The sequence below is a fragment of the Streptomyces sp. NPDC029526 genome, assembly GCF_040637405.1.
GTDB lineage: Bacteria > Actinomycetota > Actinomycetes > Streptomycetales > Streptomycetaceae > Streptomyces.
Genome location: NZ_JBEZWE010000001.1, coordinates 642,394 through 654,234, shown reverse-complemented (window position 1 = coordinate 654,234; position 11,841 = coordinate 642,394). Strand labels below are relative to the sequence as shown.

General features: G+C 72.9%; 7 protein-coding genes. 1 reads left to right on the top strand and 6 read right to left on the bottom strand.

Going from position 1 to position 11,841, the window contains the following annotated elements:
* Nucleotides 1-50: 50 nt before the first annotated feature.
* On the bottom strand, nucleotides 51-1,277 hold the full coding sequence (locus AB0F01_RS02880; protein ID WP_362090209.1) for a DUF6545 domain-containing protein: 1,227 nt from the start codon (nucleotides 1,275-1,277) through the stop codon (nucleotides 51-53).
* A gap of 249 nt (nucleotides 1,278-1,526) precedes the next feature.
* The gene (locus AB0F01_RS02875; protein WP_362089315.1) at nucleotides 1,527-4,439 is read right to left on the bottom strand and encodes a beta-galactosidase; all 2,913 of its coding nucleotides are present in this window, start codon (nucleotides 4,437-4,439) and stop codon (nucleotides 1,527-1,529) included.
* Between the two features lie 374 nt (nucleotides 4,440-4,813).
* Between AB0F01_RS02875 and AB0F01_RS02870 the strand changes: the two genes are divergently transcribed.
* Nucleotides 4,814-5,473 carry a DUF4360 domain-containing protein gene (locus AB0F01_RS02870; RefSeq protein ID WP_362089314.1) on the top strand — a complete coding sequence of 220 codons (660 nt, stop codon included), beginning with the start codon at nucleotides 4,814-4,816 and terminating at the stop codon, nucleotides 5,471-5,473.
* A 261-nt stretch (nucleotides 5,474-5,734) separates the two neighbouring features.
* Here the strand turns inward: AB0F01_RS02870 and AB0F01_RS02865 are convergent, their stop codons facing one another.
* The 4 genes from AB0F01_RS02865 to mmsA form a co-directional block, all read right to left on the bottom strand.
* Nucleotides 5,735-7,495, bottom strand: a complete 1,761-nt coding sequence (locus AB0F01_RS02865; protein ID WP_362089313.1) for a histidinol-phosphate transaminase — start codon at nucleotides 7,493-7,495, stop codon at nucleotides 5,735-5,737.
* Nucleotides 7,496-7,787: 292 nt separating this feature from the next.
* Nucleotides 7,788-8,960 carry an aldose epimerase family protein gene (locus AB0F01_RS02860; protein WP_362089312.1) on the bottom strand — a complete coding sequence of 391 codons (1,173 nt, stop codon included), beginning with the start codon at nucleotides 8,958-8,960 and terminating at the stop codon, nucleotides 7,788-7,790.
* Between the two features lie 51 nt (nucleotides 8,961-9,011).
* Nucleotides 9,012-10,256, bottom strand: a complete 1,245-nt coding sequence (gene mmsB, locus AB0F01_RS02855; protein ID WP_362089311.1) for a multiple monosaccharide ABC transporter permease — start codon at nucleotides 10,254-10,256, stop codon at nucleotides 9,012-9,014.
* Nucleotides 10,253-11,803 carry a multiple monosaccharide ABC transporter ATP-binding protein gene (gene mmsA / locus AB0F01_RS02850; RefSeq protein ID WP_362089310.1) on the bottom strand — a complete coding sequence of 517 codons (1,551 nt, stop codon included), beginning with the start codon at nucleotides 11,801-11,803 and terminating at the stop codon, nucleotides 10,253-10,255. Before mmsA ends, mmsB begins: the two co-directional genes overlap by 4 nt.
* Nucleotides 11,804-11,841: the final 38 nt, after the last annotated feature.

Here is an 11,841-nt window from a genome sequence, read left to right as displayed (position 1 = left end):
CCGTGCAATATGCCAAGCGAGGTGTCGATCCGGCCACCTCTGCGCGCGGGTCACTCGGTCAGGGCCACCGCCTCGGTGGCGTGGGCGCGCACCGCGCGGAGGTCGTCGGGGCGGCGCAGGGCGCGGGAGACCGCCCCGATGCCCCGGAGCAGGTCCGTGGTGTCCGGGTCGCGGGCGTCCCGGCCGCCGTCCTCCTGAGGGCCGGCCTCCACGGCGTCCAGGATCGCCACGGCCGCGGCGAGCGCCCTGGCCCGGTCCGGCGCGAACCCCAGGGCGAGGGCGGCGGCGTGGGAGCGTTCGTGCAGCCGTTCGTCGATGCGCCGGGCCAGCGGCAGCAGCACGTCGCGGATGAAGGTCTCCCGGCGGGTCAGCCGCAGTTCGGGGCTGGCGTGCAGCGCGAACGGCACGCCGGAGCCGTGCACCCGGCGCATCAGCAGGTACAGGGGACGCAGTTGGTGGTGGGCCCGGCGCAGCCGCCACCGTTCGTGCAGGTACTGGCCGGCGTGCGGCAGGATGAAGCCGACGGCGATCGACACCGCGGACAGGCAGGCCAGCGCCGGCGCCACGTGGAGGTTCAGCCAGTCCAGGTCCCGGCCCGCCCAGCGCGCGCCGACGGCGGTGAGCTTGGCGGCGTCGAAGCCCAGGTTCAGCGCGTAGCCGATGCCCAGGAACATCAGCCCCCAGCGCAGCAGCGCGTCGAGCCCGTCGGTGCGGATCCAGTTCCAGATCAGCTTCGAGGTGATGAGGGCGGCGACCGTGTGCGCGAGGAGGTACAGCAGGATCTCCTCGCGCATGAACGGGGTGGTGGCGTAGTAGGTGTCCAGGTCGCGGGTGCGTTCCACGGGAACGTCGGCGAGGGCGAACAGCACCCACAGCAGCACGATCACGCCGCCGTAGCAGGACAGCACCCAGCGGGTGGCGCGGCGCGTGGAGGCGGAGTGCTCCGACAGGCCGTTGCGCCAGGCGATGATCAGCACCAGGCAGGACCCGCAGAACGCGGTGAGCAGTGAATACACCCACGGGGCCGAGATGTTGGGGATGCCGGTGACCCGGTTGACCCAGACGATGGTCGACGGCGCGACGAACACGAAGACCGCGCACGCCAGCAGCAGCAGCCCGCCGACCGCGCGCAGCAGCGGATCCGTCCAGAGCCGGATGATCGTGGGCAGTTTGATCGCCAGGGCGGCGGCCAGCACGGCCGCCGGCACCCACCAGAACGAGGGGTAGAAGTCGCTGAGGAACGAGGCCGGGCCCAGGGCCGCGTCCACGCGCTCCATGGCGTCCCCCGCTTCCGTCACCGCCGTGGTCACCGTCGTCCGAGACTACGCGCCCGCGCCCGCCCGCGTCAGGCGAAAACCGGCGACGCCCGGGCCGTGCGGGACGACCATAGGGCCCGCCCGGCCGGGGAGTTGACGCGGGGCGGACGACGGGCGGCGCGGCGGAGCGGACGGGCCGGCCGCTCCGTGCCCCGTCACCGTGACCCCGGGGCGGGGCCGTGCGGTCCTGCCGGGCGGCCGGCCCGTGGCTCACCGGCCCGGCGACTCCACCGGCTCCACCGGGATGCCGCCGGAGGCCGCCCCCATCAGCGTCAGCCGTACCTCGCGCGGCCCGGAGGGGGTCGTCCCGTCGGACAGCACGGCCAGGGCGAGGGTGTTGGAACCCCGGGTGCGCAGGATCCCGTTGGGCAGCACGAAGGTGTGCTGAGGGCCCACGTCGTTGATGTACTGGCCCAGGTTCCAGCCGTTGAGGAAGATCTGCGCCCGGTAGGCGCGCCCCGGGTCGTCGTCCAGGGTGAGGCCGACGGAGGCGTCCACGTCCGGGTCGACGCCCAGCCGGAACTCCGTGCGGTACCAGGCCACTCCCTGCCGCCGGTCCGCGCGCGGGGAGTCCACGGCCCGCCAGTCCGCGTCGTCGTACCCCGGCAGGTGCCAGCCCGCCCGCTCGCCGTGCAGCCCGCCGTTGTTCAGCGGTCCGCGCACCCGGTCCGGCTCCCCGGCCCCCTGGATCCGCCAGCGCACGGTGGCGTCGGCGCCCTCGAAGCCGGCGGAGGTCAGTCCGCGCGCCGCCCGGTACCCGTCGGGTCCCTCCCCGTCGGCGTGCTGCATCGGCCGCACCAGGACCGACAGCACGTGCCGGTCCCGGCCGCGCAGCTCACCGGGCACGGCGAAGGACACCGTGGCCTTCCAGCTGCCCCGGTCCGCGCTCTCGGCGTCCGGCACCGGCATCCGGTGGGTGCCCAGCGGCCGTCCGTCCAGCCAGGCCATCAACAGCCCTTGCGTGCCGGTGCGGTAGGACAGGGACACCGACGTCAGACCGCCCGCGTCGCGGATCCGGCCCCGGTACCAGACGTCGCCGTAGTGGAAGCCGTAGTCGTCGGCGAACAGCACCGGCTGCCCCTCGGGCACGGGCGTCTCCCCGGCGGACGCGGTGAGATCGGCCCGCCGCCACCCGGAGTCGTCGTACCCGGGATCGGCCTCCGGGTTCTCCGCCCGCCGCCGCCAGCCCGTCAGGGCCGGCAGCTTCGGCTCGGACACCCCCGGCAGCAGTCCCTCCAGCACCAGGCTCCCCGCCCGGCCGGCCGTGGTGCGCACCGGGCGGCCGTTCCAGGTCACGGCGGTCACACCGCGCGGCGCCCACACCTCCATGCCGGTCTCGTCGAGGGTGTCCCCGGTGAGGTGGACGGTGGAGCCGCGCACCTCGGCCTTCCGCAGCAGGGCCGGGCCGTAGACGAGCAGGGAGCCGGACGGGGTCTCGTACGGCCACATCCGCTGCGCGCTCGCGTCGTCCACGAACAGCAGCACCATCGGCGTGCCGGAGTCGCCGTCCTCCACCAGCACCCGGGCCAGTCCGCCCGCCCCCAGCGGTACGGCGACGTTGAGCCGGCCCTGGTCGTAGGACCAGGCAGGTTCCGGGTCCAGGCGGTTGGTGAGCGGCTGGGTGTCGCAGTCCAGGGTGACCTGCGCCATCTCCCCGTGGCGGCCCGCGAACACGGCGATGTCGTGCCGGCCGGCGTTCAGGCTGAGCATCGGCTGCGCGGTGGAGTACGCCAGCCTGCGGTGCCCGAGCCGGACGTCGCCGAGGAGCAGCTTGGCGTCGCGCGGGCCGATGCGCACCGGGGCGTCGACGGCGGTGCCCGGCAGGGACGTGGTGACCTGCTCGTCGGAGTCGTTGCGCAGCACGTACACCTGGGCGCCGGTGTCGGGGTTGGCCAGGTGGTACACGGTGACCCGGTCGTCCTCCGCCCGGACCTCCTTCGCCGGGTCGAGCCGGGCGAGGTCCGGCACGGTGTGCAGCAGGTGTCCGAGTTGCTGCATCGCGGCCAGTTCGGGGGAGACGCGGCGGGCCTCGTCGACGGCCGCGCCGTGGTCGTAGGAGGTGTAGACGTTCGTGCCGGGCAGCCACCCCCAGGAGGTGCCGCCGAAGGCCGTGCGGGCGTTGTGCACCGTCACCCCGCCGGCCAGCGAGGTGAGCGTGGTGCGCCGCGCGTGGGCCGCGTCGCGGGTCCGGCGGATCTCCCCGTAGCCCTTGCCGCCGGAGACCGCCCCGCCCCACGGATCGGCCGCGCCCAGCGCCGCGGCGGCCACGATGCCGGGGGTGCGCGGCCGGGAGCCGGCGCCGCCCGCGAGGCGCGCCGGGTCCGCCGGGACCCGACCGGGCGCGGTGCCGGTCTCGACGGCGTACAGCCACGGCGCGTCGGGGGCGCCCGCGGGGCCGCCGGTGCGGAACACCGGGACGTCGATGCGGTCGGCGCGCAGTCTCGTGTACACGCGCTCGGCGGCGGCGCGCGCCCGGGCGGGGTCGGCGTCCCCCGCGTCCTGGAGCTGGTACAGCAGGACGGTGCCGCCGCCGTTGGTGTACAGGTGCCGCACCGCGATGGAGTTGACCGCGCCGAGCCAGGCGTCGGCGTGCCGCAGGTACTCCGGGTCGTCGCCGCGCGCGGCGCCCGCGGTGGCCGTCAGCCAGCCGGGCAGGCCGCCCGCGTCCAGGTCGGCGCCGATGCGGGGGCCGGGGCGCAGCACCACGTACAGCCGCTCCTCGGCGGCGGTGCGCAGGAACAGGTCCAGGTCGCGCACGCCGTCGAAGTCGTGCTCGCCGGGCGCGGGGGAGTGGTGGTTCCAGGCGACCGGGACGGTGACCGCGTTGTACCCGTGGGCGCGCAGCTTCTGCAGCACGTCCCGCCAGAGCGAGGGGCTGGGCAGCCGGAAGGGGTGCATCTCGCCGGACCACAGCACCAGGCGCCGGTCGTCGACGAGGAGCGAGTACCGGTCGTGGCCGACCCGGTGCCGCCGGCCGTCGGCGGTGGGCGGCGGGGGAGGCGGACCCGTCGGCACGGCACGTGACCCGCGGGTGCCGGTGGCCGTCCCGCCGCTGCCGGCCAGGGCGAGACCGAGCGCCGCCGTCCCGGCCAGGGCGGTGAAGGTACGCCTGCTGAGCTCCAAGGGAGCGCCTCCTGCCGTGCTGCCCGCCGCCCTGCTGCCGTGGCGGGCGCGGGGGTTGCTGGTGGTGCTGGTGGGCCATTGTCTACGAATCGGCCGTCCGCCGTTCACCCGCGGTCCCGTTACGTCCGGTTCGTCCCCGCCCGATGCGCCGGACGTGAATGGCCGGAGTTCGCCCTGTCCTCCGGAGCGGGGTGCTCCGTACGATTCCACCGCTCCCGGCCTTCACAGCACCTTCATGCCTCCTTCACGGGGCCGGGGGCCGCGCTTCCGCATGTTTGGCATGTGCATGACGCTTCAATGAGTGTCGTGCGACAAGGCGCCGCCCGCCCGGTCCCGGGCGGGCGGCACACCCCCCACCGATCGGATGGAGAACCATGGCTGGTGGCCTGCTCATGAGCGCAGCGGTGGCCACGCTGCTGACCGCCGCGATACCCGCCCACAACCCGTCCGCGGGCAGCAGCTTCGAGGACCCGCCCCCGGACAGGATCGTCATCAAGGTCGCCACGGTGAACGGCTCCGGCTGTCCCGCGGGTACCGCCGCCGTCGCCGTCTCGGCGGACAACACCGCGTTCACGGTGACCTACAGCGACTACCTCGCCCAGGTGGGCGGCAACTCCGGGCCCACCGACTTCCGCAAGAACTGCCAGCTCAGCCTGCTCGTCCACGTCCCCCAGGGCTTCACCTACGCCGTGGCCAGCGCCGACTACCGCGGCTTCGCGTCGCTCCAGTCCGGCGCCAAGGGCACCCAGAGAGCCTCGTACTACTTCCAGGGCTCACCGAACACCGAGTACCGCACCCACCACTACGCCGGCCCCTACAACGACAACTGGCAGGCCACCGACACCACCGACTGGGCCCAACTGGTCTGGGCCCCCTGCGGAGTGCAGCGCAACTTCAACATCAACACGGAGCTGCGGCTGAGCGCGGGCACCTCGTCCCCGCACAAGGTCAGCTTCATGACGATGGACTCCACCGACGGGGACATCAGCACGATCTACCACCTCGCCTGGAAGCAGTGCCCGGGCAAGTCCTGAGGTGACCGGGTGGACCGGCGCGCACCCGGCGGGACGCGCGCCGGTCCGTCCGCCCGGGGCCGGTCGGTTCGCTGCGGGGGTCGCTCCGCCCGCTGTGGGGGCGATCCCGGGCGCGGTCAGTCCACCCGCAGCGGGGCCGGTCCCGGGCCCGGTCCGTCCGCTGCGGGGCCCCTCCGGGGTTCGGTCCGTCGGCCCGGGACGGTTCGTTCCGCCCGCGCACCCGGTGTGCGTCCGGCCTCCGTTCGGTGTCTTCCGCCCTGCTCAGCCCGCCGCGTTGGGCCAGGACTGGGCCCCCGGCCAGCCGGTCGCCGGGGCGGCGGAGAGGCCGTCGGTGCCCCGCACCTGGGCGGCGGTCAGACCGCCGCGGGCCGGCACCCCGGGCGGGGTGAGACCCGAGGGCTGCTGCGGCACCTGGGGCGCCGCGAACGCCGCCGCGGCGGCGGGCACCGGCTGCGGTTCGGGCACCGGCAGCGGTTCCGGGACGGGCAGTTGCGCCGGTTCCGGGACGGGCAGCTGCACCGGGTCCGGGTACGTCACCGGCCCCTGCGCGGCCGCCGGCTGCGGCACGGCCTGCGGGGCGGGCGCCGGGGCGGGTGCCGACTGCGGTGCCGGGGGCGGCAGTTGCTGCGGGAACGGCTGCGGTGGTTGCTGCGGCCCCGGGGAGGCTGCCGCCGGCACCGGCATCCCGCCGAAGGTGTCCGCCGGGGCGGCGGACGCGGCGGCGGGGAGCGGCATGCCGGTGCCGACGGCCGCGGCGGCGGGAAGCCCCGGCACGCCCGCCCCGACGGCCTGCGCGGCGAGGCCCCGGGTGCCGGCCCCGTTGGTCTCGCTCACCAGGCGGTCCACCGCCGCCGTGCCCGAGCTGTAGCCGGTCCCGTGAGCGGGCTCGGACACGGCGGCTCCCCTCCTGGACGTCCCGTAGAGCACCTGTTCCAGGCCGGACACCAGGCGACGCACGTCCACCTGGGGACGCACCACGAGACGCAGGAAGCGGCTGGAGGAACCGATCTTGTTGCCGCACTCGCGGACCAGGATCCGGTGCTCGGTGAGCATCCGGTCCCGGACCACGGTGCCCTCGGCGCCCACGGGGAGGCGCACGAAGAGGAAGTTGCCCTGCGACGGGTAGACCGTCAGACCGGGCAGTGAGGAGAGCTGGCCGGACATGTCCATCCGGTCGCGGCGCACCTGGTGCAGGCTCTGGGCGTACTCCGCCCCGTGCTCCTTCAGCATGAACACCACGTGTTCGGCGAAGGAGTTGAGGTTCCACTTGGGCAGCATGGAGCGCACCCGCCCGGCGAGCGCCGGGTTGGCGACCAGGTAGCCGAAGCGGATGCCGTGCAGGCCGAAGTTCTTGCCGAGGCTGCGCAGCACGATGACGTTGGGGCGCAGCATCGCCTCCTGCACCACGCTGGGCTCGTTCTCCGCGTCGGCGAACTCCAGGAACGACTCGTCGATCACCACCAGGTCCAGGTCGGCCATGGCGTCCATGAACTGCACCACCGCGTGCTTGTGCAGGAAGCCGCCGTCGGGGTTGTTGGGGTTGCAGATCACGGCCACCCGGGTGCCGCGCGCCCGGATGAACTCGCCGTACTGCGCGAGGTCCAGGGCGAAGCCGCTGGACTCCTGGAGCGGGAACATGTCGACCCGCTTGCCGGTCTCCATGGGCTGGTCGGTCCAGCGGCCGAAGGTGGGCACGGGGACGGCGAGCGACTCGCGGACGAGGAGGTGGTCGATCCAGGTGATCAGCTCCGTGGAGCCGTTGCCCATGGCCACGCACTGCGGGGGGAGCTGGAGCAGGCTGCACAGCTCGGCCGTGATCGTGTCGGCCCCGCTCGGGTAGTACGTGATGATGTCGCGCAGCCGGGCCGCCATCTCCTCGAACATGGCCGGGGTGGGGAAGTACGGATTGCAGGGGATGCAGAAGTCCACCGGCCCGGCCCCGTCGCTCTCCCGCGCCAGCGCCGCCATCGACGGGCTGTGCGCCGCGGTGCTGCGGAACAACGAGGTGACGTTGTCGGGCATGGAACCTCCGTGTACGGCGGGCCCGCCGGGGACGAAACGGGCCCGTCATGCGTGGGTGGCCCGCGCGGGGGAGCACGGGCCACCGGTACATACGAAGGAGGCTGGGACGCCGTTCAACGGGTGTGAAAAAACTGTGACGGCGGGAACCCGGGGCCCACCGCGCGCGTCACGCGCCTGTGGCGCACGCCTCGCGCCCGGGTGTCACGCGCCCCCGGCGCACCGCTCGGCCCCGGGGCCAGGGCCCCGCGGCACCACCGCTCGGCCCCGGTGTTCCCCGCCCGCCGCGCACCGCTCAGACGCCGAACGAGTGGACCGTCGTCGTCCGGTACACCTCGCCCGGCCGCAGCACGGTCGACGGGAACGACGGCTGGTTCGGCGAGTCCGGGAAGTGCTGGGTCTCCAGGCACAGCCCGTCGCCCTGCCGGTAGACCCGGCCGCCGGTGCCGACCAGGGTGCCGTCGAGGAAGTTGCCGGAGTAGAACTGCAGGCCCGGCTCGTTCGTGGTGATCCGCAGGGTGCGTCCCGAGGACGGGTCGCGCAGGGTCGCCGCGTGCCCCGGCCGGGAGGTGATGCCCTTGTCGAGCACCCAGTTGTGGTCGAAGCCCTGCCCGTAGAGCACCTGCTGGTGGGCGGTGCGGATGTCCCGGCCGATCGGCTTGGCCCGCCGGAAGTCGAAGGGGGTGGCCGCGACCCGGGCCCGCTCGCCGGTGGGGATCAGCCCCGCGTCGACCGGCGTGAACCGGGAGGCGTCGATGGACAGTTCGTGGTCCAGGACGGTGCCGCTGCTCTCGCCGGCCAGGTTCCAGTAGACGTGGCTGGTGAGGTTGACGACGGTGGCCCGGTCGGTGCGGGCCTCGTAGTCGATGCGCCAGTCGCCCTGGCGGGTCAGCGTGTAGGTGACCCGGACGCGCAGCGTGCCCGGATAGCCCATCTCGCCGTCGGCGCTGGTGAGGCTCAGGTGGAGGCCGACGTCGGAGCCCCGGGTGAACGGCTCCACGTCCCAGACCCGCTTGTCGAAGCCCCGCTCCCCGCCGTGCAGGCTGTTCTCGCCGTCGTTGACGGAGAGCTGGTACGTCCGGCCGTCCAGGGTGAAGCGGCCCCGGTCGATGCGGTTGCCGTAGCGGCCGATCAGGGCGCCGAAGTAGGGGCTGGAGGAGACGTAGGGCTCCAGGCTGTCGAAGCCGAGGGAGACGTTGGCGTACCGGCCCCGCCGGTCCGGGATCTCCAGGGACTGCACGATGCCGCCGTAGGACAGCACCCGCATCCGGGTGCCGCCGTTCTGCAGGGCCCAGCTGTCGACCCGTGTGCCGTCCGCGAGCCGGCCGAACGGGGTCCTGACCGGCCCGCGCCCGCCCGACCCCCCGGAGGGGCCGGAGGCCGCCTGGGCGGTGCCCCCGCCCACGGTGGCGGCGGCCAGGCCGGCCGCCGCGGCGCCCGCCATGATGGTGCGTCTGTTCAGTTCCATGAACCACTCCGTCGAGGAGGGGCCCCGCCGTCCGGCGGGGCCCGATGGGACCTACGAACCGACCTTGCGCTTGTTCCACACGTCGAAGCCGACCGCCGCGAGCAGCACCATGCCCTTGATGACCTGCTGCCAGTCGGTGCCGATGCCGACGAGGTTCATGCCGTTGTTCAGCACGCCCAGGACCAGACCGCCGATGATCGCGCCGAGCACGGTGCCCACCCCGCCGCTCATCGACGCGCCGCCGATGAACGCGGCGGCGATCGCCTCCAGTTCGAAGTTGAGTCCGGCCTTGGGGGAGGCCGCGTTGAAGCGGGCGGCGAACACCAGACCCGCCAGGGCCGCGAGCATGCCCATGTTCAGGAAGACCAGGAAGGTCACCTTCTTGTCCCGCACGCCCGACAGCTTGGCCGCGGGCAGGTTGCCCCCGATGGCGTAGATGTGCCGGCCGATGACGGCGTTGCGCATCACGTAGCCGAAGCCGACCAGCAGCGCGCCCAGGATGAGCAGCACGATGGGGGCGCCCTTGTAGCTCGCCAGCAGCAGCGTCACGGTGAGCACCGCGGCCGACAGCGCGACCAGCTTCAGCAGGAACAGCCTGGCGGGCAGCACCTCCAGGGCGAACTCCTGCTGGCGGCGGCGGTCGCGGACCTCCTGGAAGACCACCAGTGCGATCAGCCCCAGCCCCAGGAGCAGGGTGAGATTGTGGTAGTTGGTCTCCGGACCGACCTCCGGCATGAAGCCGTTGGCGACCTTCTGCAGACCCTTGGGGAACGGGCCGAGCGTCTGGCCCTCCAGGAAGATCTCGGTCAGCCCGCGGAAGGTCAGCATGCCCGCCAGGGTCACGATGAACGACGGTATGCCGCCGTAGGCGATGAAGAACCCCTGGATCGCCCCCGCGATGGCGCCGACGGCCAGGCACAGCACCACGGCCATCGGCCACGGTATGTCGTTGCGGACCATGAACACGGCCGCCATGGAGCCCACGAACGCCGTCAGCGAGCCGACCGACAGGTCGATGTGGCCCGCGATGATGACCAGCATCATGCCGATCGCGAGGATCAGGATGTAGCTGTTCTGCAGCACCAGGTTGGAGACGTTGCGCGGCAGCAGCAGGTCGCCGTCGGTCCACACCGCGAACAGCGCCACGATCAGGCCGAGCGCGATCAGCATGCCGTACTGCCGCATGTTGCGGCGCATGCCGTCCAGCATCAGCCGGAGCAGGCCGTCACCGACCCCTGGCCCGCTCTTGCCCGGCGGCGCGGCGGCCGGGCTCTTGTCGGTGACTTCCGTGCTCATCGGGACACCTCTTTGTCCTTCGTCATCTGCCGCATCAGCGACTCCTGGGAGGCCTCGGCGCGCGAGAACTCGCCGGTCAGCCGTCCGGCGGCCATGGTGTAGATGCGGTCGCACATGCCGAGCAGCTCCGGCAGCTCGGAGGAGATGAAGACGACCGCCTTGCCCTCGGCGGCCAGCCGGTCGATGACCGTGTAGATCTCGTACTTCGCCCCGACGTCGATGCCCCGGGTCGGCTCGTCGAGGATCAGCACCTCGGGACCGGCGAAGATCCACTTGCTGAGGACGACCTTCTGCTGGTTGCCGCCGGACAGCTTGCCCACCGGCTCGAACACCGTGGGCGCCTTGATGTTCATGGACGTCCGGAAACCCTCGGCGACCTGGCGTTCCTGGTGCTCGTCCACCACCCCGCGCCGGGCCACCTTGCCCAGCGCGCTGAGCGAGATGTTGCGGTTGATGGTGTCGATCAGGTTCAGTCCGTAGTGCTTGCGGTCCTCGGTGACGTACGCGATGCCGTGCGCCACCGCCTCGGGGACCGTCCGGGTGCGGATCTCCACGCCGTCCTTGAGGACGGTGCCGGAGGCGTGCCGGCCGTAGGTGCGGCCGAACAGGCTCATCGCCAGCTCGGTGCGCCCGGCGCCCATCAGCCCGGCGATGCCCACGATCTCCCCGCGCCGCACGGTCAGCGACACGTCGTCGACGACCTTGCGTTGCTGGTCGATGGGGTGGTGCACGGTCCAGCCCCGCACCTCCAGCGCCGGGGCGGCGCCCTCCTCGGGGTGGTGCGGGGTGCGCTCGGGGAAGCGGTGCTCCAGGTCGCGGCCGACCATGCCGCTGATGATGCGGTCCTCGGTGGTGGCCGGGTCCTTCACGTCGAGCGTCTCGATGGTGCGCCCGTCGCGCAGGATGGTCACCGAGTCGGCCACCCGGCGGATCTCGTTCAGCTTGTGCGAGATGATGATCGCGGTGATGCCCTGTTCCTTCAACTGCAGGATCAGGTCGAGGAGTTTGCCGCTGTCCTCGTCGTTGAGCGCCGCGGTCGGCTCGTCGAGGATGAGCAGCTTCACCTTCTTCGACAGCGCCTTGGCGATCTCCACCAGCTGCTGCTTGCCGACGCCGATGTCCGCCACCCGGGTCTCCGGGTGCTCGTTCAGGCCGACCCGGCGCAGCAGTTCGGTGGCGTGCCGCAGCGTCTCGTTCCAGTTGATCAGTCCCCGGGTGGCGTGCTCGTTGCCGAGGAAGATGTTCTCCGCGAGGGAGAGGTAGGGCACCAGGGCCAGTTCCTGGTGGATGATCACGATGCCGCGCTGCTCGCTGGCCCGGATGTCCTTGAACCGGCAGGGCTCCCCCTCGAAGAGGATCTCCCCCTCGTAGGTGCCGTGCGGGTGGACGCCGGAGAGGACCTTCATCAGGGTCGACTTGCCGGCGCCGTTCTCGCCGCAGATGGCGTGGACCTCGCCCTGCCGGACGGTCAGCGTGACGTCCGACAGCGCCTTGACGCCGGGAAAGGTCTTGACGATCGAGCGCATTTCCAGGACGGGTCCCGCCATGGTCGTGCCTTCCGGTCGGTGATGGGTCGTGGGGGACG

What these genes read in the sequence shown, in the direction of transcription:
- AB0F01_RS02880 (WP_362090209.1), bottom strand. Translation starts at nt 1,277, where the DNA reads ATGGAGCGCGTGGACGCGGCCCTGGGCCCGGCCTCGTTCCTCAGCGAC.
- AB0F01_RS02870 (WP_362089314.1), top strand. Translation starts at nt 4,814, where the DNA reads ATGGCTGGTGGCCTGCTCATGAGCGCAGCGGTGGCCACGCTGCTGACC.
- AB0F01_RS02865 (WP_362089313.1), bottom strand. Translation starts at nt 7,495, where the DNA reads ATGCCCGACAACGTCACCTCGTTGTTCCGCAGCACCGCGGCGCACAGC.
- AB0F01_RS02860 (WP_362089312.1), bottom strand. Translation starts at nt 8,960, where the DNA reads ATGGAACTGAACAGACGCACCATCATGGCGGGCGCCGCGGCGGCCGGC.
- mmsB (WP_362089311.1), bottom strand. Translation starts at nt 10,256, where the DNA reads ATGAGCACGGAAGTCACCGACAAGAGCCCGGCCGCCGCGCCGCCGGGC.
- mmsA (WP_362089310.1), bottom strand. Translation starts at nt 11,803, where the DNA reads ATGGCGGGACCCGTCCTGGAAATGCGCTCGATCGTCAAGACCTTTCCC.